We start from the raw sequence: 20,742 nt of genomic DNA, 5'->3' as shown, positions 1-20,742 counted from the left end.
TAAATCGTTGATTATACTCTACTTGTGCGGTTCTTTAAAGAGAACGACTGTCATATCAAGTTACAGTGTTTTACAGGAGGTAAGATATGTTTCGATTGTTTCACAATCAGCAAAAGACGAAGACGAAACTGAAAGTTCTGCTTATCTTTCAGCTTTCAGTCATTTTCAGTCTGACTGCCGCAATATGCTTACAATTTTCCGATGATACAAGCGCTGCTTTTCATGATATTGAAACATTTGATTTCTCACTTCAAACGTGTAAAGACTTTCAGCATACAGATAAAAACTGCCATTATGATAAACGCTGGGATCAAAGTGATTTGCACATATCAGATCAAACAGATACGAAAGGCACTGTATGCTCACCTTTCGCCTTATTTGCTGTGCTCGAAAATACAGGTGAGAAACTTAAGAAATCAAAGTGGAAGTGGGAGCTTCATAAGCTTAAAAATGCCCGCAAACCGTTAGAGGATGGGAACGTGATCGAAAAAGGATTTGTCTCCAATCAAATTGGCGATTCACTTTATAAAATTGAGACGAAGAAAAAAAAAGAAACCCGGCATTTATGCATTTAAAGTATATAAACCGGCAGGCTACCCGGCAAACGGCAGTACATTTGAGTGGTCGGAGCCTATGACGCTTGCAAAATGCGATGAAAAACCGACAGTCCCTAAAAAAGAAACAAAGTCGGACGTCAAAAAGGAGAATGAAACAACACAAAAGGATATACAGGAAAAAACAATGAAAGAAGAAACATCTCAAGAAGCTGTAACCAAAGAAAATGAAACTCAATCAGACCAGAAGGAAAGCGGGGAAGAGGATGAAAAAAGCAATGAAGCTGATCAGTAATATTTTATACGTGATCATCTTTACTCTTATTATTGTGCTGACACTTGTCGTGATTTCAACACGTTCATCCGGGGGAGAGCCGGCGGTGTTTGGGTATACGCTGAAATCAGTTCTGTCAGGTTCGATGGAGCCGGAGTTCAATACAGGTTCCTTAATATTGGTAAAAGAAATCGCTGATGTGAAAGAGCTCCAAAAAGGAGACGTTATTACATTTATGCAGGATGCAAATACGGCAGTCACCCACAGAATAGTTGACATAACAAAGCAAGAAGACCATTTGTTATTTAAAACAAAAGGTGATAATAATGCAGCAGCTGATTCAGCCCCTGTATCGGACGAAAATGTTCGCGCGCAATACACAGGTTTTCAGCTTCCATATGCAGGCTATATGCTTCATTTTGCCAGCCAGCCGATTGGAACGGCTGTATTATTGATTGTTCCCGGCGTGATGCTGTTAGTGTACGCTTTTGTGACGATCAGCAGCGCCATTAGAGAAATTGAAAGAAAGACAAAAGCCTTGGAAACAGATACAAAGGACAGCACCATGTCTACTTAACTTCAGTTGTAAACCTGGCAACAGGTTTCGATATAAAATCATTCAATAAAAGGGGAGTTTACCATGGGTATGAAAAAGAAATTGAGTTTAGGAGTTGCTTCTGCAGCACTAGGATTAGCTTTAGTTGGAGGAGGAACATGGGCAGCATTTAACGACATTAAATCAAAGGATGCTACTTTTGCATCAGGTACGCTTGATTTATCTGCTAAAGAGAATTCAGCGAGTGTGAACCTATCAAATCTAAAGCCGGGAGATAAGTTGACAAAGGATTTCCAATTTGAAAATAACGGATCACTTGCGATCAAAGAAGTTTTAATGGCGCTTAATTATGGAGATTTTAAAGCAAACGGCGGCAGCAATACATCTCCAGAAGATTTCCTCAGCCAGTTTGAAGTGACATTGTTGACAGTTGGAAAAGAGGGCGGCAATGGTTACCCGAAAAACATTATTTTAGATGATGCCAACCTTAAAGACTTGTATTTGATGTCTGCTAAAAATGATGCAGCGGCTACTGAAAAAATCAAAAAACAAATTGACCCTAAATTCTTAAATGCAAGCGGTAAAGTCAATGTAGCAACAATTGACGGTAAAACCGCTCCTGAATATGATGGTGTTCCAAAAACACCAACTGACTTCGATCAGGTTCAAATGGAAATCCAATTCAAAGATGATAAAACAAAAGATGAAAATGGGCTTATGGTTCAAAATAAATATCAAGGCAACTCCATTAAGCTTCAATTCTCGTTCGAAGCTACACAGTGGAACGGCTTGACAATCAAAAAGGACCATACTGATAAAGACGGCTATGTGAAAGAAAATGAAAAAGCGCACAGCGAGGATAAAAATTAATAACAGCCATAAAAAGAGACGGCCCAGTATTCATATACTGGGCCGTCTCGATGTTTATTGACAAAAGAGGAGTTAGTGCCTCTGCTCAGGCACTACTCCTCTTTTTGAGATTTTCTCCATTTTTGATAATCTAAAAATTCACGAAATTGTTTTTTCGATACCCCGGATGTCATCGCATCGCGAACCAATTTCTCCCATTCACTATCTAATTGACCATCGTATTCGGTTTCATGTTTCTCATCGAGCAAAGTATGAACCGAGACGTCCAGAACAGCGGAGACTTTTTCGAGAAATTGAATGGAGGGGTTCGTTTGTAGATTTCGTTCTATTGAGCTTAAATAAGACTTCGCTACCCCAGCTTTTTCAGCTAGTTCTGATAGTGAGTAGCCTTTTTCTTTACGGTATTGTTTAATACGCTGGCCAATCAATGTCATCACCTTCCTTGTGATATTATAGCACATTCAGAAAGGATTTACGGTATGACTTCTGGCTGCCGGACCAGGATGAGCAGACTTTTTGTTTAAAAGTAAATATTTTCGTATTTCTTCCGGGCTGATATTTGCCTCTTTGGCTTCCACCATTAATTCAACCCATTCTTGATCCAATTCAAAGTGCTCTTGTTTTGCATTCTTCATGCAGTTTCTCCTCCTAAAATACTTGTTTATGTATTTCAGCCAGTCCGGCCATGACTTATTGTATGCTTCATTAGTCTCTGGAAGTCATTTGCCATTAAATCGCCAGAATTTTTTTCCAGTATACCTTTATTATAATCGTATTTTCTCAAAAAAAACGAGAATGATGTCGAATGGTAAAAAAGTTAGCTTGAAATATTATTTTGCAGATAAAACAATCCGCCATTTTCAATTTCAACTGATATCTTTGGTTGATACAAGGTTTTCAGCGCCTGTTTTTCTAGATGGTATTCTTCTGGTTTTTCTTCTATATGCTCGTAAAACTTATCAAGCAATGTCATATCATTCTTCCACCTGTTAACCGCCTGTTCCGCCCAGTCGGACGGCTCCTGCATAGCGGATTTGGAAATATAGTTTTCCATACGCTTAAGTCCGCTTTCTGGTTTGATCATAGGTGAAATGGTGAAGCAATAGTCACATATTTGAGACGTCAGTGAAAACTGGGTCAGCTTGCTTTGAAAATCTTCAATTATCGTTCCAGAGACTAGGTGAAGACCTAGTGACAATAACTTATCCTTTTTCATGTCGGACTGGTATGAAATCGTGACATTTATACCAAGCCAAGGCTGAAGTGGGACTTTAGCTCCGGCTGATTCAATTTTCTCATACATTCTGGTAAATCTCCCATTTTGTTTAACAGCTTTAAATATTTGAAAAAGACGCGGGGCCCCAAAATATATAAATTCACCATCTAGGTCTTTTGGTGCATTTTCTTTATCTGTAATAAAAGTGATTTTCATTGGATTCGGATCACCGCCTGTCTTCTCGCGCCAATGCCAGTAGAAAGGGCGGTTCATGATTTGTTTGTCCATTTCAACTGTAAGCTGCACTGTCATATAGCCTAAGCCTTGATCGACGATTTGGCAGCTGTTTGCTTGAAAAAAACGCAGCAGAAAATCGTGAACCTCTTGCTGTCTCACTAATAAAACCTCCTTACAGGCTAAGATCCTCTTTTTTCAGCAGGCAGCTGTTTTTTATAAGACAAAAATGAGGTTAAGTTATCCATTTTTATTTTCATTTCTTCTTCTGTTGCTGAGTGATACAAAATGTCATGAAGGTGCTCTTCAAAATTGTTCACTTGAATTTTCGTTAAAATATCATCAAGTTCACCGACCACTTTTTCAAACAAATGAATTTTTTCATATAAAAGCTTTAGAATATGCTCTTCCACCGTATGTTTTGTCGCCATGTTATAAATATGCACGTCACGCTCCTGCCCGAGTCTGTGAATTCTTCCGATTCTTTGCTCAAGTCGCATCGGATTCCATGGCAGGTCATAGTTGATCATGTGATTGCAAAATTGCAGGTTAATTCCCTCACCGCCTGCTTCAGTTGCAATAAGGACTTGGATTTTTCCGCGGAAAAGATCCTTCATCCAGTCTTTTTTCCCACGTTTAAATCCGCCTCTAAACGGCACAGAACTGATGCCGTTTTGCTGAAGAAACCACTGCAGATAAATCTGGGTTGCGCGGTATTCTGTAAAAATGATGACCTTATCGTCGATCTTTTTGATCAAATCAACAACTTGAAGCGCTTTAGAGTTTTGTGTCACTTGATTGATGCGCTCTATTAAAACTGAAATCGTATCCTCATCAATGGCAGGTGCTTGTTTCTCTTTTTGATCAAGCATCTTTTTCAGCGTCATATACACCGCTTCTCTGCTCGAACAGCATTCTCTTTGCAAGGTCATAATCGAGAACATGCTGGCTGGTTTATTGATACTTTCCTTCAAGCGAGAAATTTCATCATAAAGCGCCTGCTCTGATGGAGAAAATTGAATCGGCACTGTTTCAACATGGCGCTGTTTCCAATTCAGCCCTGTATCATGCCGCCTGTTACGGATCATGACTTTATTCACAAGATCTTTTAAATGTTCATGCGCTTCTAAACTGGATTTCTTCTTGGCGAACTCCTCCTGAAAGTGATTCTGACTGCCTAAATGGCCGGGTTTTAATAAGGACACCAAATTGAAAATCTCTTCGATACGGTTCTGGATTGGCGTCGCGGTAAGAAGCAGGCAATATTTTTTTACGAGATTCCGGACAAATTCATAGTTCTTCGTTTTGCTATTTTTCAGTTTGTGTGCCTCATCAATAATGACAAGATCATATGGGATAGACAGAACGATTTCTCGATGGGGCGAACGCTTCGCGGTGTCTATTGATGAGACGACAATATCGCATTGCTCCCACACATAGCTTTTCTTTTGTTCAACAGCCGGAATCAAAAATTTTTCCTGAAGCTCTTTGACCCATTGTGACACAAGGGAAGCGGGCACAAGGATCAAAATTTTTTTTGCTAACCCTCGAATCATATATTCTTTTAGAATCAGTCCTGCTTCAACCGTTTTCCCGAGACCAACCTCATCTGCTAAAATTGCTTTCCCGTTCATTTTTTCAACCACTTTTTGCGCCACTTCAAGCTGGTGGGGGAGCGGCGTAAAGGAAGGCAGATATAAAGGAGCCCGTAAGCCTTCAAACTCTGGAATTGCTAATGTTTTCTGGATTTCTGCAGAGAGCTTGTACAGTTCCCAGTTTGCCCAAGGGCCATCGTTTTTCAGTCTTTCAGCAAATTCTTCAGGCCATTTTGCATCGTAGATCATTTCTGTATTCATTGCTTTGAAACCGCCTTTCTTATTCTTCGATTCTTAAGATGAATAATATAAGAAAAATCTGCCCAAATTGCTGTTGCCCAGCATATAGTGATGATGGTAGGATATGAGTATGTATTTGATGTAAGATATTGCTATAGTATGTCCATAACAGCATGAAAATATGAGCGAATGACAGCAAGGGGAGAGACCTGACCGAAAACCTCGGGATACAGGCGCCGAAGGAGCAAACTGCGGAGTGAATCTCTCAGGCAAAAGAACTCTTGCTCGACGCAACTCTGGAGAGTGTTTGTGCGGATGCGCAAACCACCAAAGGGGACGTCTTTGCGTATGCAAAGTAAACTTTCAGGTGCCAGGACAGAGAACCTTCATTTTACATGAGGTGTTTCTCTGTCCTTTTTTTGTATGTTTTTTAGCTGCGCCGTTGAAAAAGGGGAGGAATTAGATGCTGAAAAGAACGCCGTTATTTGACCTGTATAAGGAATATGGAGGAAAAACGATTGATTTCGGAGGCTGGGAGCTTCCTGTTCAATTTTCTTCTATAAAAAAAGAACACGAGGCTGTCCGAACTGCAGCCGGTTTGTTTGATGTATCTCATATGGGAGAAGTCGAAGTGTCAGGGAACGACTGTCTGTCTTTTTTGCAAAGATTGATGACAAATGATGTTTCCGCGTTAACGCCAGGCCGTGCTCAATATACAGCGATGTGTTACCCGGATGGCGGAACCGTCGATGATTTGCTTATCTATCAAAAAGGAGAGAACCGCTATCTGCTTGTCATTAATGCTTCTAATATAGATAAAGACTTGGCTTGGATGAAAGAACATGCAGCAGGTGATGTGCAGATTGACAATCAGTCAGACCAAATCGCGCTCTTGGCTGTACAGGGACCGAAAGCAGAAGCGATCTTGAAAAATCTGACAGATGCAGATGTGTCTGCATTAAAGCCGTTTGCGTTTATTGATGAAGCCGATATCAGCGGCCGCAAAGCACTTATTTCACGCACTGGCTATACGGGAGAAGACGGGTATGAAATTTATTGCCGCAGTGATGATGCTATGCATATTTGGGAAAAAATCATCGATGCAGGGGATGCATACGGATTGATTCCATGCGGTCTCGGTGCACGTGATACACTCCGGTTTGAAGCGAAGCTCCCGCTCTACGGTCAGGAGCTGACCCGGGATATTACACCGATTGAAGCAGGTATAGGCTTTGCTGTAAAGCACAAAAAGGAGTCTGACTTTTTTGGTAAGTCAGTATTGAGTGAACAAAAAGAAAACGGAGCAAAGCGCAAACTTGTCGGTCTCGAAATGATTGAAAAAGGGATACCGCGGCACGGATATGAGGTTTTCCAAAATGGCAGGTCTGTCGGAAAGGTGACAACCGGCACGCAGTCACCGACATTAGGGAAAAACGTCGGCCTTGCCTTAATTGATTCGGAAACGAGTGAGATCGGGACTGTTGTAGATGTAGAGATTCGCAAAAAATTAGTGAAAGCAAAGGTTGTTAAAACACCATTTTATAAACGCTAATATTTTTTCTTGGAGAGAGGAGACAACACATGAAGCACCGTTATTTGCCCGCAACAGAAGAGGATAAACAGGAGATGCTTGCCACTATCGGCGTAAGCAGCATCGATGATTTATTTGCTGATATACCGGAAAACGTCAAATATAAAAAAGAGTATCAAATCAAAAAAGCGAAATCAGAAACAGAATTAACAAGAGAACTGACAAAGCTGGCCTCTAAAAATCGTGATACCGTTCAATACGCTTCTTTCTTAGGAGCGGGTGTATATGACCACTATCAGCCTGTCATTGTGGATCATGTCATTTCGCGCTCTGAGTTTTATACCGCATATACGCCTTATCAGCCAGAGATTTCACAAGGAGAGCTCCAGGCTATTTTTGAATTCCAAACGATGATCTGTGAACTGACAGGCATGGATATCGCCAACTCCTCGATGTATGACGGCGGAACAGCCTTGGCAGAAGCAGCAATGCTTGCTTCAGGCCACACGAAAAAGAAAAAAATCGTTGTGTCAAAAACCGTGCATCCTGAATCGCGAGAGGTGCTGAAAACGTACGCAAAAGGTCAGTATATTGATGTTGTTGAAGTACCCGCTGCGGATGGCGTTACGGATCTTGATGCATTGCGCCAAACCGTTTGCGAGAACACAGCCGCAGTGATCGTTCAGTACCCGAATTTTTTCGGCCGGATCGAGCCGCTAAAGGATATTGAGCCTATCGCTCATCAAGGGAAATCCATGTTTATTGTTTCAGCCAACCCGCTGGCGCTAGGTCTTCTCACTCCGCCGGGCAAGTTTCAGTCTGATATCGTCGTCGGTGATGCGCAGCCTTTCGGCATTCCTTCAGCGTACGGCGGCCCGCATTGCGGCTTTTTTGCCGTTACTAAAAAATTAATGAGAAAGGTGCCGGGCCGTCTCGTCGGACAAACGGAAGACGAAAACGGAAAAAGAGGCTTTGTGCTTACCCTGCAAGCCAGGGAGCAGCATATCCGCCGGGATAAAGCAACATCAAATATATGCTCGAACCAAGCTTTAAATGCGCTGGCAGCATCAGTGGCCATGACTGCTCTCGGAAAAAACGGCGTAAAAGATATAGCCCGCCAAAATCTCTTAAAAGCCAACTATGCAAAGCAAGAAGCAAAAAAAGCAGGCCTTACCGTTATGTTTGACGGGCCGATGTTTAATGAATTTGTCATCAAACTGGATGAGCCGGTGAGAGCTGTGAACAAGCGTTTGCTGGCAAAAGGCATGATTGGCGGATATGATCTTGGGCTGACGTATCCGGAGCTGGACTGCCATATGCTGATTGCTGTAACGGAGCTGAGAACAAAAGAAGAAATTGACGCACTCATTCAGGAATTGGGGGATCGCCATGAGTAATCAGGACCAGGCACTTATTTTTGAACTTTCAAGAGAAGGCCGAATCGGCTATAGTCTGCCGGAGCTCGATGTACCGGAAATCGAATTGGGGCACCTCTTGTCAGACACCTATATTCGTGACGAAGACGCAGCGCTGCCGGAGGTTTCAGAGCTGGACATCATGCGCCATTATACAGCGCTGTCCAAACGCAATCACGGGGTGGATTCCGGCTTTTATCCTCTCGGTTCTTGCACGATGAAATACAATCCGAAAATCAATGAAAAAATTGCGCGTATACCTGGTTTTGCTGCGATTCATCCCCTTCAGGATGAAGACACGGTGCAAGGCGCATTAGAACTTTTATATGATTTAAGCAAGCACCTTGAAGAAATAACGGGAATGGATGAGGTTACGCTTCAGCCTGCTGCCGGAGCGCACGGCGAATGGACGGGGCTGATGATGATCCGTGCCTATCATGAAGCTTGCGGGGATTTCAAGCGGACGAAGGTCATTGTCCCTGATTCCGCGCACGGGACGAATCCTGCATCAGCGACAGTAGCAGGCTTTGAAACCGTTACGGTGAAATCGAATGAAAATGGGCTTGTTGATTTAGAGGATTTAAAAAGAGCAGTGAATGAAGAAACTGCAGCTCTTATGCTGACGAATCCAAACACGCTCGGCTTGTTTGAGGAGCAGATTACAGAGATGGCGGAAATTGTACACCAAGCGGGGGGGAAACTGTATTATGACGGCGCTAATTTAAATGCTGTTTTAAGCAAAGCGAGACCTGGTGATATGGGATTTGACGTGGTGCACCTCAACCTGCATAAAACATTCACAGGCCCTCATGGCGGCGGAGGCCCCGGCTCAGGCCCTGTCGGCGTAAAACAAGATCTGATTCCTTATTTGCCAAAGCCAGTTATAGTCAAAAAAGAAGGGCGCTTTACGTTTGATTATGACCGCCCTCATGCGATCGGCCGTGTGAAGCCGTATTACGGCAACTTTGGCATTAATGTGAGAGCGTATACGTATATTCGCTCCATGGGGCCTGACGGATTAAAGGCTGTTACTGAGAACGCAGTGTTAAACGCCAATTATATGATGAGAAAGCTCGCGCCTTATTACGATCTTCCGTTTGACCGCCATTGCAAGCATGAATTTGTATTATCAGGGAAGCGGCAGAAAAAGCTGGGAGTGCGTACGCTTGATATTGCAAAACGGCTCCTTGATTTCGGCTATCATCCGCCGACGATTTATTTCCCGCTTAATGTTGAAGAATGCATCATGATCGAGCCGACAGAGACAGAATCAAAGGAAACACTGGATGCGTTTATTGATGCTATGATTCAAATCGCAAAAGAAGCGGAGGAGAATCCGGAGCTTGTTCAGGAGGCCCCGCATACAACGATTGTAAAAAGAATGGATGAAACAAAAGCGGCGAGACACCCGGTGCTCAGATACGAGGCGGTAGAAAGATAAATAAAAACAGCTGTCTACCAGACAGCTGTTCAGCTTGTAGAGAAAACGATGTTTTTTCTACAAGCTTTTTTGTTGTGTGCTGTTTCTTTAGGTATTCAGCTGATTTCAAAAACAGAAAAAGAGCTCCCACATACCTAGCTTTGCTTGGCTAGGTATGTGGCAATCTTCTTCATGTTCTGGCATGCGGCTGTGAGGAGAACTTGTTCACTCACATTCCGTTTTCCCCTCAACCTGCAATAGCGAAGCCCGTGCAGTTGTTTTGAATCTGCAAAGCTTCGCTCTATTTTTTCTTTTCTTTTTTTGTAGAGGTTTTTTCCTGAAACAGACAAGCGATTTTGCCTGATCTTTTCTTTGTGGTCTTCCCATACATGCCGGGTGATGACTTTCTGATGTTTTTTTGATTTTGTGCAGTTTTCAAGAAAAGGGCATGAGGAACATGTTTCAGGATTTGATTTATATGACCTGTATCCTTTTCGGTCAGTTGTTGAGTATGTGAGTGTTTGCTGGTTCGGGCAAATGTACCTGTCTTTTTCAATGTCGTAATGAAATTTCCATTTTGGAAACAAGCCTCTAGTAGGGTGATATCGTCTGTGGGCAATGACGCCAAAAATATGACGGTCAGATAATCCTTTACAGATAGGAGCTGTTAAATATCCGGAATCAAGGGCGACAGCTTCTACTTGAAAACCAAATCGTGCGATTTGGTGATCTAATCGGTCAAGATAAGGCACAGAATCATGGACATTTCCCGGTGTGACGTGGGCATCGGTGATAATGTTGTATTTCATATCCGTTGTGCGGTGATCTAAATAGAAAAAACCTTCTGGTTTGTTTTCGCGATACAGATATCCACTTTCGGGATCAGTTGTACTGTGGCGGATCTCTTTTTCAGCTTTCACCTCCTCTTTGACTATTAGTGGCTTTTTTCCGTGTTCCTCTCGATCTTCTTGGATGGCTTCATTTAAATCTTTGATATAGTTTTGTGTATCCTGTTCAATCGTTTTTCTTGTGTATTTATGCTTGTTGGCATTGGCTTTAAGGTGAGTGGAATCGGTGAATAGGACACGTCCGCCCACCATGTCATGATTGATGGCCTGAAGAACGATCTCATCAAAAATATCTTGGAAGATGGTTGTATCTTTAAAACGTGTGCGTCTGTTCCAGCTGATGGTGGAGTGGTGCGGAACTGGATCGTTTATGTTCAATCCGAGAAACCATCTGTACGCCATATTGTAGTAAATTTCTTTTTCGAGCTGTCTTTCTGAACGGATACCATAGAGGTATCCGATAAACATCATTTTGAATAAAATCAGCGGATCAAGTGAGGGGCGGCCTTTGTTTTCACTGTAGTAAGGTTTAACCTTTTCAATGATAAAAGAAAAGTCTATGTATTTATCGATTTTTCGAAGCAGATGATCCTCTTCGACAAGTTGGTCGAGAAGAACAAATTCAGCTGCGTTTTGAGAAGAATTTCTTGTGTGGAACATGGGAAAGACACCGTCCTTTTGAAGTCTCTCTTTTATTTTATTACAGAAGAATGGATATTTTAAGAAAAAATAAAGGCTGTTGAGATTTTCTCGACAGCCTGAACAGCTGTCTACCAGACAGCTGTTTGCTTTATTTCTTCGCTTTAATCTTTCCGCCCCATTTTTTAAAGCCGCCTTTTAGGTTGTAAATCTCAGTGCAGCCGTTTTTGCGCAGGGTTTGTGCCGCGCGTCCGCTGCGGACACTGTTTTGGCAGTACAGGTAAACAGGCTTGTCCGTACGGATCTCATTTTTTCTCTGTTTCAGCTGGGAAAGCGGGATGTTGCGGGCGCCTAAAATATGTCCGCCCTCAAACTCATTTGGCTCACGAACGTCAATAAGCTGCGCTTTGCGGTAACCCGCGCGGAATTCTTCTTCGGTAAGTGTTTTCATAATTCGCTGCTGATAGACATATGAAGCAATCATATAGATGATAAACGCAGCAAAAATAATCAAAACGATCATATTAGACAATGTGATTCTACTCCTTTAGCATATAAAATCAAAACCCTGCTTCATAAAACAAGGTCATAGAGCCGTTTTCGACAAATACTATTATAGTAAAGCACAGCGTGATTGTCATCTATAATGGAACTAAAATATTTTTCATTTTCCCGACAGTTTGATAAACTGATTCTATTAAAACGGTAAGGAAGGTCTTAAAATGCAAAAAGAAACTTGGCGGTTTATAGACTCAGGCAATGCAAGTCCTGCATTCAATATGGCGCTTGATGAAGCGCTTTTATATTGGCACAGCGAAAAGAAAATCCCCCCGGTTATCCGTTTTTACGGCTGGAATCCGGCGACACTTTCTGTAGGGTATTTTCAAAATATTAAAAAGGAAATCAATTTTGAAGCAGTACATAAATATAATCTCGGATTCGTCAGACGCCCGACCGGCGGGAGAGGTGTGCTGCACGATCAGGAACTGACATACAGCGTAATTGTTTCGGAAGAGCACCCCGAGATGCCGGCGACTGTTACTGAGGCTTACCGGGTTATTTCAGAAGGCATACTTCAAGGCTTTAGAAATCTCGGTCTGGACGCTTACTTTGCCATCCCGAGAACTGAAAAAGAAAAAGAAAGCTTAAAAAATCCGCGGTCATCTGTTTGTTTTGACGCGCCTTCGTGGTATGAGCTAGTAGTTGAGGGGCGCAAGGTGGCGGGAAGCGCGCAAACGAGACAAAAAGGCGTGATTCTTCAGCATGGCTCCATTCTGCTTGATTTGGATGAGGACAAGCTGTTCGATCTGTTCTTATATCCGAGTGAAAGAGTAAGAGAACGGATGCAGCGCAATTTCAAAAATAAAGCGGTTGCCATTAATGAACTCACTGAAAAGCGGGTGACGATGGATGAGGCTCGTAAAGCTTTTAAAGAAGGATTTGAAACAGGTCTTAACATTCATTTGGAGCCATATGAACTTTCTCAGGAAGAGCTTGATTTTGTTCATCACTTGGCTGAAACAAAGTACGCTTCAGATGAATGGAATTATAAGCGGTAAACAGGGCTTTTGACCCGCGGAGCATCCTTGTTTTTTCAAGTTCATTAGTGTAAACTTGTAATGGTTTATAAAGTTAAGGTGCTTTTTGGGAGGGTTTCGATGACAACACCAAGTATGGAAGATTATATTGAACAGATTTATATGCTGATTGAAGAAAAAGGATATGCACGAGTTTCCGATATCGCGGAAGCATTGGCAGTCCATCCCTCCTCTGTAACAAAAATGGTTCAAAAACTAGATAAAGACGAATATTTAATTTATGAAAAATATCGCGGTCTCGTGTTAACGTCTAAAGGGAAAAAAATAGGCAAACGGCTGGTATACAGACATGAATTGCTTGAGCAGTTTTTAAGAATCATTGGTGTTGATGAAGAGAAAATATATAACGATGTCGAAGGAATCGAACATCATTTAAGCTGGAACAGTATTGATCGCATCGGGGATCTTGTTCAATATTTTGAAGAAGATGATGCCCGTAAAAAAGATCTGAAATCAATCCAAAAGAAAACAGAACATCATAATCAGTAAAAAGGCGGTCTCGAAGGAGGCCGTCTTTTTTGATACGCTGACGCCACCCGTCATTCGTTGGTCTATTTCTTCGCGTGTTTTCTTAAAATGGTAATAAACGATCGGATGGAGGGGGAGGGAAGAGATGTATATTGACGGTGTGTTTTCCGGCGGAGGAGTAAAAGGCATTGCGCTCGCAGGCGCTTATGAAGTGCTTGAGGAAAAAGGCTTCCGCTTTAGAAGAGTTGCGGGTACAAGCGCCGGCGCCATTATTGCCGCTTTCATTGCGTCAGGTTACACCAGTAAGGAAATCCACGCTTTAATTGAAGAAGTGGACGGAGAGAAATTGCTGGACCAGAGGTACTCATTTCTCCCCTTAAAGATGCTCCAGTGGGTGTCCATCTATTGGCGTCTTGGCTTATACAAAGGCGATACGATAGAAAAATGGATTGCTGATCTGTTAAGAGCGAAAGGCATAAGGGTTTTCGGCGATTTGCAGAGAGGGTCTCTGCGCCTTATTGCTTCTGATCTGACAAACGGCACCATGATTGTTTTGCCGGACGATTTGGCCCGTTACGGGTTAAATCCTGATATGTTCCCGGTTGCCAGAGCGGTCAGAATGAGCTGCAGCATTCCGTATTTCTTTGAACCGATAAAATTAAAAACGGACACAGGCACCGCCACGGTTGTCGACGGAGGCGTGTTAAGCAATTTTCCAATCTGGCTGTTTTCAAAGGAAAGAAAGCGCCCTGTGATCGGTGTCACGCTTGCGCCGCGTGAAAGAGAGCGTCCGAAAAAAAATATCCGCAACGCTTTTGAACTGTTCGGCGCCCTGTTTGAAACGATGAAGGATGCTCATGACGCAAGGCACATTGCGTCACGCTATGAACAAAATATTATTTTTCTCCCTGTCGATGACGTAATGGCCACTGATTTTCATTTAACACAACAAAAAAAACTAGCCCTGATTGAGCTAGGTAAAAGACGGACAGAGCTGTTTTTAAAGCAGTGGACCTATTAAAAAAGCGCTCTGTTTTTCTTTTTATTTTTTTTCCCTTCTATAACAGTCAGCTGAGTCTGGCTTTTTTTCTTGAGAATCATCGGCTTAGGCTTGCTGGCGCTCGGAACGCTTCGCAGGTGGCTGACACGTCCCTTATGTCCGGCGCGGTGTTTTGCTTTTTGTTCTTTCATCCGGCGCCGCGATTGTTTCGCCGCTTTTTTGAAGGCTGCTCCTTCGCTGCCCGCATTTCGATTCATTACATATTTCACAATAAAATAAATAATGATACCTGCCACGATGACGGTTACCGCCATTTTTGCCATTTCTCCGGGATTGGTTACCAGCACATAGAGGAAACCGAACGCTCCCAGCGCAATTAATACAGCAATAATAGGTTGTACACGATGATTCATAACTGTCCACCTCCGAAAGTAATAGCAGGGCAACGGATTTTAGATGACGTTGTGAGAAGGCTTCTGATTTTGCTCAGACAATGCTTCGAGTCTGAGAAGTTCGTTAAAGCTTTCGATGGCAACTTCAACCTGTTCATCCTTAGGTTCCTTTGTGGTTAACAGCTGAAGCCAAAGACCCGGGTATCCAAGTAATTTCAGACCGGGAATGTCACGCACTTTGTTTGTCAGCTGCAGAACTTCAAAGGATATACCAAGCACGACCGGTATCAGTGCGACACGATCTATAACACGCAGCCAAAGCGGATCTGTCGGAACGAGCAAATAAACAAACATGCCGACAATAATCGTAAATAAAATAAAGCTTGATCCGCAGCGGTAATGAAGCCGAGATTGGTTTTGGACATTCTCCACAGTAATTGGCAAATTCTGTTCATAACAGTTTATGACTTTATGTTCGGCTCCATGATATTGAAACACTCTTTTAATAAGCGGTGTCATGGACAAAAAATAGATGTAACCGAGCAGCAAAATCAACTTAAACAGGCTTTCAACCGCGATTTGCGCCGTGTCCGAGGAAAAAATCGGCCTTGTCAGTTCAGCTAAGAAAACTGGTCCCAATGTAAATACGAATTTACTGAACAAAAATGATAGGACGCCTATAACTGCGAGGCTGAGATACATAGACAGCCCGGAGGATTTTTTTTTCTTCCTGCTCAAGTGTCTCGTCTTCAGATGGATCGAGCCCGTAACGTTCGCTTGAAAAATTCAAATGCTTTGTGCCGTTTGCACTCGCTTCGATAATGGCCGCGATCCCCCGTAAAAACGGTATCTTTTTCACGATGTTCAGTTTCGGGTTGTGTTTGCGTGGAAGCTTAAAAAAGTCAATGCTTCCATCCGTTCTTCTGATGGCTGTAACGTAATGATGCTTTCCGCCAAACATAACGCCTTCCACAACAGCCTGCCCGCCGTAAGCGGGCGGAACTTTATGTTTTGACATATTATCAACCTGCCTATTTCTTTAGGATTGCTAACCATTTCCTTTCACTCTATTGTACAGGAAACAGCGCTAAACCTCTAGATTGACAGGCTGAAAAAATTGCCATAGCCTTGCTTTTTCTACATGCATTATACCCGTTATTTTCAAATTTTACTCGCAGCTGTCAAAAAGTGTGAGCTTTTTTATTGACATTTCATTTTTTGGGCACACTTTAACTGGAGGTGCCATGATGACAAGCGAAAAAGATACAGAACAAAATGAAGAATTGAATGAGAAGCAACAGCCGCCTGTTTCAATGGCCGGCAGGGTGGCGGCAACAGGTTTTTGCGGAGGCGTACTTTGGAGTTTCGTTGCTTATATCGCATATTTGTTCCATTTTTCCGAAATCAGCCCGAATATGATATTGCAGCCGTTTGTGCTCGGAGAGTGGAAAAAACATGGGCTGGGAACGGTAATCAGCATCATTTTGATTGGAGTAATTTCAATTGGCGCAGCGTTTCTTTATTTTCTTCTATTGAAACGTTTAAAAACAATGTGGCCGGGTATTTTATACGGCTTGGTGCTTTGGCTGCTCGTGTTTTTTGTTTTTAATCCGATTTTTCCAGATGTGCGCACGGTGACCGAACTGACATCAGATACAATTATTACGACCATTTGCATTTATTTGCTTTACGGGCTGTTTGTCGGGTATTCCATTTCATTTGAATACAATGAGCTGAATTCGGAAAAGCTTGCACGTGCGCTGGGAATGCATAGAGAATAGTGTATAATCCTTTTCCAGTATGATAAAATGTTCACGAGAAGTGAACATTTTTTACATGAGAAACCCTCGCGAAAAGGAGAGATTATGTGCCTCATTTTTTGATTTTGAACGGACCGAATGTTAACCGGCTGGGGAAGCGTGAGCCTGAAGTATTCGGCCGCCAGACACTGACCGATATTGAAACAGATCTTTTTCAGTTTGCTGAAGCCTTACATATCCAGCTCACTTTCTTCCAGTCTAATCACGAAGGTGATTTGATAGATGCGATACATGAGGCTGAGGAGCAATACAGCGGGATTGTTCTGAACCCTGGCGCCCTGAGTCATTACAGCTATGCGATCAGGGATGCTGTTTCAAGTATCAGTCTTCCTGTGGTAGAGGTGCATTTATCAAACTTATACGCCAGGGAAGAATTCAGGCATCAGTCGGTTATCGCTCCTGTTGCGAAAGGGCAGATTGTCGGTCTTGGAGCTGAAGGCTACAAGCTTGCTGTTCGCTACTTATTAAGCCAGCAAGGGGGAGAATCAAGATGAAGCTAGAGAAATTAAGAAACCTGTTTGGACAGCTGGGAATTGACGGCATGCTGATTACAAGCAGCACGAATGTACGCTATATGACAGGGTTTACAGGTTCAGCGGGTTTGGCTGTTATATCGGGTGACAAAGCAGCGTTTATTACGGATTTTCGTTATACTGAGCAGGCGAAGGTTCAGGTAAAGGGTTTTGAGATCATTGAACATGGCGGCAGCCTGATTCAGACCACTGCCGACACTGTTGAATCGTTTGGCATCAAGCGTCTCGGCTTTGAACAGAACAGCTTGACATATGGCACTTACGCTTCATACAGCGCCGTTATCAGTGATGCCGAATTAGTGCCTGTGGCTGAATCCGTGGAAAAGTTGCGCTTGATTAAGTCTAGTGAAGAGATTAAGATATTAGAGGAAGCTGCGAAGATTGCAGATGATGCCTTCAGACATATCTTGACGTTTATGAAACCCGGCATTTCTGAAATCGCTGTTGCCAATGAGCTGGAGTTTTATATGAGAAGCCAGGGAGCAGACAGCTCTTCTTTTGATATGATTGTCGCCTCAGGCCTTCGTTCAAGCCTTCCGCACGGTGTGGCCAGTGACAAACTGATTGAAAGCGGAGACCTTGTTACGCTTGATTTTGGCGCTTATTATAAAGGATATTGTTCTGATATTACCCGGACGGTCGCTGTAGGTCAGCCCAGTGATCAATTGAAGGAGATCTATCAGGTTGTATTTGATGCTCAGGCGCTCGGCGTCGCACATATTAAGCCGGGAATGACAGGAAAAGAGGCTGACGCCCTCACAAGGGATCATATTGCTGCAAAAGGCTACGGTGACTATTTCGGCCATTCAACCGGGCACGGGCTCGGCATGGAAGTTCATGAATCGCCGGGATTATCCGTCAGATCTTCAGCTATCCTTGAACCGGGTATGGTGGTCACAGTGGAGCCGGGCATTTACATACCAGAAACAGGCGGTGTCCGCATTGAAGATGACATCGTGATTACAGAAAACGGCAACCGGACAATCACCCATTCCCCAAAAGAACTTATTATTTTGTGATTGGAATATAGGAGGACATTAAACATGATTTCAGTTAACGATTTCCGTACAGGATTAACAATTGAAGTAGATGGCGGCATTTGGCGCGTCGTTGACTTCCAGCACGTAAAACCTGGAAAAGGTGCGGCATTTGTCCGCTCTAAACTCCGCAACCTTCGCACTGGCGCGATTCAGGAAAAAACATTCCGCGCTGGTGAAAAAGTAGCGAAAGCGCAAATCGAAACCAAAACAATGCAATATCTATATGCAAACGGAGATCAGCACGTATTTATGGATACTTCTTCCTATGAGCAGCTTGAACTGAGCGCAACTCAAATCGAAGAAGAATTAAAATACCTGCTAGAAAACATGTCTGTGCATATCATGATGTACCAGGATGAAACACTTGGTATCGAACTTCCAAACACAGTTGAGCTGAAAGTTGTTGAAACTGAACCTGGTATTAAAGGTGATACAGCGTCAGGCGGTACAAAACCTGCGAAAACTGAAACCGGGCTTGTTGTAAACGTGCCGTTCTTTGTGAATGAAGGCGACACACTTGTTGTCAATACATCAGACGGTTCTTACGTTTCAAGAGCATAGAAAGAAAAAAGAAGTCTGTTCCCAAATGGGAGCAGGCTTTTTTTGTGCCCAAAAACAGAATCTTTCTTTTATACGAAAATGACAAGACTACTTCAGCAAGCTAGAGCATATCATATAAAAAAATGGGAGGTTGGGAGAGTGCTATGAAATTTTTACTTGGAAATATCAATTCTACTGTTTTAACAATGGCGGGATTACGAGTTTTATCCTCTATGATTGAGCTGACGGCAGCAATTGTCATGCTTGTGACCAACGATGTCCGGAAGGCGGTTGTGGTTAACAGCATTCTCGCTATTGTCGGTCCGTTGATTTTTATCATTACGATGACTGTCGGAATCTACCAAATTGCAGGGCAGCTTTCGTATGCAAAGCTGATTCTGATTTTTACGGGTGTTGTTTTGATTTTGGCGGGTGTTCATAAATAAAGAGAGGCTTGTCATAAAGTCTGCCTCACATCATACATTTTAAAGAAGCCAATCGGTAGAAAGGAGGAGGCTCTGTTGAATGAAATCGCTGAGGTTCTCCCTGAATCCATGAAAAACGCCCTTTCTGAAATACCGGAACAACAATGGCTGGAAATCGAAGAAGTCAGAATTCGGATCAACCGTCCTGTTGAATTGATTCGAAGAGGACAACCTGTTTATTTGTCCTATGCGGGCACGGCCGAGGATGCTCATCTGATCCTGAGCCGGCTCAGCAACTATAGTATGTATACACTAGAAGAAGAGCTGAAGAAAGGGTATGTCACGATCAGAGGCGGCCACAGAGTCGGACTGGCGGGCAGAGTCATTACGGAAAACGGAGGTGTGAAAGGCCTCCGTGACATCGCATCTTTTAATATACGAATTGCCCGGCAAAAGCTGGGGATTGCGGAGCCGCTGCTTCCATACTTATATCAAAACAGCTGGCTGAATACGCTGATTATCGGACCGCCCCAAACAGGCAAAACAACACTTCTCCGGGACCTTGCGAGGCTCTCAAGCACCGGCAAAAAAAACATGCTGCCCGTAAAGACAGGAATCGTCGATGAACGGTCAGAAATTGCCGGATGTCTTCGCGGCATTCCGCAGCATCAATTTGGTCAGAGAATTGACGTGTTAGACGCCTGTCCAAAAGCTGAAGGGCTGATGATGATGATTCGATCCATGAGCCCTGAGGTGATGATTGTCGATGAAATCGGGCGTATGGAAGATACAGATGCACTTCTGGAGGCACTGCATGCTGGTGTTTCAGTAATCGTATCAGCGCATGGCTGGAGCATATCCGACCTGATGAAGCGGCCTTCATTGAAGCGTTTGTGGGAAGAAAGAGCCTTTGACCGCTATTTGGAATTATCAAGAGCAAAAGGGCCGGGCACAGTGAGCCAAATTTATGACAAAGACGGAAATGTGCTGTCTAGGACGACGGGCGTGAAAACATGCTGAAGCTGCTGGGCGCTGTATTCATTGTGGTAGCGACAACATGGACAGGTTTTGAGATGGCGAAGATTTATACAGAACGGCCGCGGCAAATCCGCCAGCTGCGTGCGGCGCTTCAATCCCTCGAGGCTGAAATCATGTACGGCCATACACCGCTTCATACTGCTTCACAGCAGATTGCCAAACAGCTCGCACAGCCTGTTTCAGCTCTTTTTTCCGCATTCAGTGATCAGCTGGACAAGGGAAGTGATTCCGCGAAAACGGCGTGGGAGCAAAGCTTAAAGAAGGTATGGGACACCCTGTCTTTGAAAAAAAGCGAATACGAAGTACTGAAGCAGTTTGGCGAGACGCTCGGGATTCATGATCGAATCTCTCAGCAAAAGCACATCAAGCTGGCGCTGACACATTTGGAAGCCTCGGAAGCGGATGCTGAGCAGGCGCAAGCGAAAAATGAAAAGATGATAAAAAGTTTGGGCTTTTTAGCGGGCTTGTTACTCATTCTTCTATTGATGTAAACGTG

22 protein-coding genes, 2 pseudogenes and 1 riboswitch are annotated in these 20,742 nt (G+C 43.3%); of the genes and pseudogenes, 16 read left to right on the top strand and 8 right to left on the bottom strand.

From position 1 onward, the window contains the following. Positions 1-86 precede the first annotated feature (86 nt). The 3 genes and pseudogenes from tapA (at position 87) to tasA (ending at position 2,254) form a co-directional block, all read left to right on the top strand. A pseudogene (tapA, locus tag AC0OMU_RS09345) lies at positions 87-849 on the top strand (amyloid fiber anchoring/assembly protein TapA). Then, positions 833-1,405, top strand: a complete 573-nt coding sequence (gene sipW, locus AC0OMU_RS09340) for a signal peptidase I SipW (RefSeq protein ID WP_080030740.1) — start codon at positions 833-835, stop codon at positions 1,403-1,405. Before tapA ends, sipW begins: the two are co-directional and overlap by 17 nt. Positions 1,406-1,468: 63 nt before the next feature. Beyond that, positions 1,469-2,254 (top strand): biofilm matrix protein TasA, encoded by a 786-nt coding sequence (gene tasA, locus AC0OMU_RS09335; RefSeq protein WP_003230183.1) that lies wholly within the window; start codon positions 1,469-1,471, stop codon positions 2,252-2,254. Between the two features lie 92 nt (positions 2,255-2,346). Here tasA and sinR read toward each other — a convergent pair whose 3' ends face one another. The 4 genes from sinR to AC0OMU_RS09315 all read right to left on the bottom strand — a co-directional run bounded on the left by sinR (position 2,347) and on the right by AC0OMU_RS09315 (position 5,560). Next, positions 2,347-2,682, bottom strand: coding sequence for a transcriptional regulator SinR (sinR, locus tag AC0OMU_RS09330; protein WP_003226345.1), 336 nt, complete (start codon positions 2,680-2,682; stop codon positions 2,347-2,349). Positions 2,683-2,715: 33 nt separating this feature from the next. Then, positions 2,716-2,889 (bottom strand): anti-repressor SinI, encoded by a 174-nt coding sequence (sinI, locus tag AC0OMU_RS09325; protein ID WP_003230187.1) that lies wholly within the window; start codon positions 2,887-2,889, stop codon positions 2,716-2,718. Positions 2,890-3,071: 182 nt separating this feature from the next. Next, the gene (locus tag AC0OMU_RS09320) at positions 3,072-3,866 is read right to left on the bottom strand and encodes a YqhG family protein (RefSeq protein ID WP_003230200.1); all 795 of its coding nucleotides are present in this window, start codon (positions 3,864-3,866) and stop codon (positions 3,072-3,074) included. A gap of 20 nt (positions 3,867-3,886) precedes the next feature. Beyond that, positions 3,887-5,560 carry a DEAD/DEAH box helicase gene (locus AC0OMU_RS09315; RefSeq protein WP_100506308.1) on the bottom strand — a complete coding sequence of 558 codons (1,674 nt, stop codon included), beginning with the start codon at positions 5,558-5,560 and terminating at the stop codon, positions 3,887-3,889. Between the two features lie 168 nt (positions 5,561-5,728). Next, positions 5,729-5,830, top strand: a riboswitch (glycine riboswitch). Between the two features lie 172 nt (positions 5,831-6,002). Between AC0OMU_RS09315 and gcvT the strand changes: the two genes are divergently transcribed. From gcvT to gcvPB, 3 genes are read left to right on the top strand one after another with little or no spacing between them, the layout of a single operon-like run. Continuing rightward, positions 6,003-7,091, top strand: a complete 1,089-nt coding sequence (gene gcvT / locus AC0OMU_RS09310) for a glycine cleavage system aminomethyltransferase GcvT (RefSeq protein ID WP_015384081.1) — start codon at positions 6,003-6,005, stop codon at positions 7,089-7,091. Positions 7,092-7,120: 29 nt separating this feature from the next. Continuing rightward, positions 7,121-8,467, top strand: a complete 1,347-nt coding sequence (gene gcvPA, locus AC0OMU_RS09305; RefSeq protein WP_015384080.1) for an aminomethyl-transferring glycine dehydrogenase subunit GcvPA — start codon at positions 7,121-7,123, stop codon at positions 8,465-8,467. Further along, positions 8,460-9,926: an aminomethyl-transferring glycine dehydrogenase subunit GcvPB gene (gene gcvPB, locus AC0OMU_RS09300; protein ID WP_015384079.1), complete on the top strand. Its 1,467-nt coding sequence runs from the start codon at positions 8,460-8,462 to the stop codon at positions 9,924-9,926. Before gcvPA ends, gcvPB begins: the two co-directional genes overlap by 8 nt. A gap of 134 nt (positions 9,927-10,060) precedes the next feature. On the opposite strand, the gene AC0OMU_RS09295 is transcribed toward gcvPB, so the two are convergent. Together AC0OMU_RS09295 and AC0OMU_RS09290 are read right to left on the bottom strand one after the other, a co-directional pair. After that, positions 10,061-11,413, bottom strand: a complete 1,353-nt coding sequence (locus AC0OMU_RS09295; protein WP_474241110.1) for an IS1182 family transposase — start codon at positions 11,411-11,413, stop codon at positions 10,061-10,063. Between the two features lie 130 nt (positions 11,414-11,543). Continuing rightward, the gene (locus tag AC0OMU_RS09290) at positions 11,544-11,924 is read right to left on the bottom strand and encodes a rhodanese-like domain-containing protein (RefSeq protein ID WP_004398485.1); all 381 of its coding nucleotides are present in this window, start codon (positions 11,922-11,924) and stop codon (positions 11,544-11,546) included. Positions 11,925-12,114: 190 nt separating this feature from the next. On the opposite strand from AC0OMU_RS09290, the gene lipM reads away from it, so the two are divergent. The 3 genes from lipM to AC0OMU_RS09275 all read left to right on the top strand — a co-directional run bounded on the left by lipM (position 12,115) and on the right by AC0OMU_RS09275 (position 14,479). After that, the gene (gene lipM, locus AC0OMU_RS09285; protein ID WP_014664579.1) at positions 12,115-12,951 is read left to right on the top strand and encodes an octanoyltransferase LipM; all 837 of its coding nucleotides are present in this window, start codon (positions 12,115-12,117) and stop codon (positions 12,949-12,951) included. A 99-nt stretch (positions 12,952-13,050) separates the two neighbouring features. Then, entirely contained in the window at positions 13,051-13,479 is a 429-nt protein-coding gene (mntR, locus tag AC0OMU_RS09280) for a transcriptional regulator MntR (RefSeq protein ID WP_003236923.1), read from the top strand. A 124-nt stretch (positions 13,480-13,603) separates the two neighbouring features. Continuing rightward, entirely contained in the window at positions 13,604-14,479 is an 876-nt protein-coding gene (locus tag AC0OMU_RS09275) for a patatin-like phospholipase family protein (protein ID WP_474241109.1), read from the top strand. Here the strand turns inward: AC0OMU_RS09275 and AC0OMU_RS09270 are convergent. Both AC0OMU_RS09270 and AC0OMU_RS09265 read right to left on the bottom strand, forming a co-directional pair. Beyond that, entirely contained in the window at positions 14,476-14,871 is a 396-nt protein-coding gene (locus AC0OMU_RS09270) for an SA1362 family protein (RefSeq protein ID WP_003226367.1), read from the bottom strand. The genes AC0OMU_RS09275 and AC0OMU_RS09270 overlap by 4 nt on opposite strands. A gap of 39 nt (positions 14,872-14,910) precedes the next feature. After that, positions 14,911-15,868, bottom strand: a pseudogene (locus AC0OMU_RS09265) (DUF1385 domain-containing protein). 226 nt (positions 15,869-16,094) lie between these two features. Between AC0OMU_RS09265 and AC0OMU_RS09260 the strand changes: the two are divergent. The 7 genes from AC0OMU_RS09260 (at position 16,095) to spoIIIAB (ending at position 20,737) form a co-directional block, all read left to right on the top strand. Then, positions 16,095-16,631, top strand: coding sequence for a YqhR family membrane protein (locus AC0OMU_RS09260; protein WP_080030676.1), 537 nt, complete (start codon positions 16,095-16,097; stop codon positions 16,629-16,631). Between the two features lie 86 nt (positions 16,632-16,717). Beyond that, a complete protein-coding gene (aroQ, locus tag AC0OMU_RS09255; protein WP_015384075.1) occupies positions 16,718-17,164 on the top strand; it encodes a type II 3-dehydroquinate dehydratase in 447 nt (148 codons plus the stop codon). Continuing rightward, positions 17,161-18,222 (top strand): aminopeptidase PapA, encoded by a 1,062-nt coding sequence (papA, locus tag AC0OMU_RS09250; RefSeq protein ID WP_015384074.1) that lies wholly within the window; start codon positions 17,161-17,163, stop codon positions 18,220-18,222. The genes aroQ and papA overlap by 4 nt, the downstream gene beginning before the upstream one ends. A gap of 24 nt (positions 18,223-18,246) precedes the next feature. Beyond that, on the top strand, positions 18,247-18,804 hold the full coding sequence (gene efp / locus AC0OMU_RS09245) for an elongation factor P (protein ID WP_003226377.1): 558 nt from the start codon (positions 18,247-18,249) through the stop codon (positions 18,802-18,804). 143 nt (positions 18,805-18,947) lie between these two features. After that, positions 18,948-19,229, top strand: coding sequence for a YqhV family protein (locus tag AC0OMU_RS09240; RefSeq protein ID WP_004398639.1), 282 nt, complete (start codon positions 18,948-18,950; stop codon positions 19,227-19,229). A gap of 75 nt (positions 19,230-19,304) precedes the next feature. After that, a complete protein-coding gene (spoIIIAA, locus tag AC0OMU_RS09235) occupies positions 19,305-20,228 on the top strand; it encodes a stage III sporulation protein AA (protein ID WP_003230226.1) in 924 nt (307 codons plus the stop codon). Next, positions 20,222-20,737, top strand: a complete 516-nt coding sequence (gene spoIIIAB, locus AC0OMU_RS09230) for a stage III sporulation protein SpoIIIAB (protein WP_014477309.1) — start codon at positions 20,222-20,224, stop codon at positions 20,735-20,737. The genes spoIIIAA and spoIIIAB overlap by 7 nt, the downstream gene beginning before the upstream one ends. Positions 20,738-20,742: the final 5 nt, after the last annotated feature.

The sequence above is a fragment of the Bacillus sp. FAU18 genome (genome assembly GCF_056033885.1).
The sequence above is the reverse complement of the archived record's forward strand: the minus strand, read 5'-3'. Positions and strand labels throughout refer to the sequence as shown.

Bases quoted from the DNA above. Each gene is read 5' to 3' on its own strand.
- AC0OMU_RS09270 (WP_003226367.1), bottom strand. From the start codon at position 14,871: ATGAATCATCGTGTACAACCTATTATTGCTGTATTAATTGCGCTGGGA.
- efp (WP_003226377.1), top strand. From the start codon at position 18,247: ATGATTTCAGTTAACGATTTCCGTACAGGATTAACAATTGAAGTAGAT.
- gcvPA (WP_015384080.1), top strand. From the start codon at position 7,121: ATGAAGCACCGTTATTTGCCCGCAACAGAAGAGGATAAACAGGAGATG.
- AC0OMU_RS09240 (WP_004398639.1), top strand. From the start codon at position 18,948: ATGAAATTTTTACTTGGAAATATCAATTCTACTGTTTTAACAATGGCG.
- lipM (WP_014664579.1), top strand. From the start codon at position 12,115: ATGCAAAAAGAAACTTGGCGGTTTATAGACTCAGGCAATGCAAGTCCT.
- mntR (WP_003236923.1), top strand. From the start codon at position 13,051: ATGACAACACCAAGTATGGAAGATTATATTGAACAGATTTATATGCTG.
- sipW (WP_080030740.1), top strand. From the start codon at position 833: ATGAAGCTGATCAGTAATATTTTATACGTGATCATCTTTACTCTTATT.
- gcvT (WP_015384081.1), top strand. From the start codon at position 6,003: ATGCTGAAAAGAACGCCGTTATTTGACCTGTATAAGGAATATGGAGGA.
- AC0OMU_RS09275 (WP_474241109.1), top strand. From the start codon at position 13,604: ATGTATATTGACGGTGTGTTTTCCGGCGGAGGAGTAAAAGGCATTGCG.
- AC0OMU_RS09315 (WP_100506308.1), bottom strand. From the start codon at position 5,560: ATGAATACAGAAATGATCTACGATGCAAAATGGCCTGAAGAATTTGCT.
- gcvPB (WP_015384079.1), top strand. From the start codon at position 8,460: ATGAGTAATCAGGACCAGGCACTTATTTTTGAACTTTCAAGAGAAGGC.
- spoIIIAB (WP_014477309.1), top strand. From the start codon at position 20,222: ATGCTGAAGCTGCTGGGCGCTGTATTCATTGTGGTAGCGACAACATGG.
- sinI (WP_003230187.1), bottom strand. From the start codon at position 2,889: ATGAAGAATGCAAAACAAGAGCACTTTGAATTGGATCAAGAATGGGTT.
- tasA (WP_003230183.1), top strand. From the start codon at position 1,469: ATGGGTATGAAAAAGAAATTGAGTTTAGGAGTTGCTTCTGCAGCACTA.
- AC0OMU_RS09295 (WP_474241110.1), bottom strand. From the start codon at position 11,413: ATGTTCCACACAAGAAATTCTTCTCAAAACGCAGCTGAATTTGTTCTT.
- AC0OMU_RS09260 (WP_080030676.1), top strand. From the start codon at position 16,095: ATGATGACAAGCGAAAAAGATACAGAACAAAATGAAGAATTGAATGAG.
- papA (WP_015384074.1), top strand. From the start codon at position 17,161: ATGAAGCTAGAGAAATTAAGAAACCTGTTTGGACAGCTGGGAATTGAC.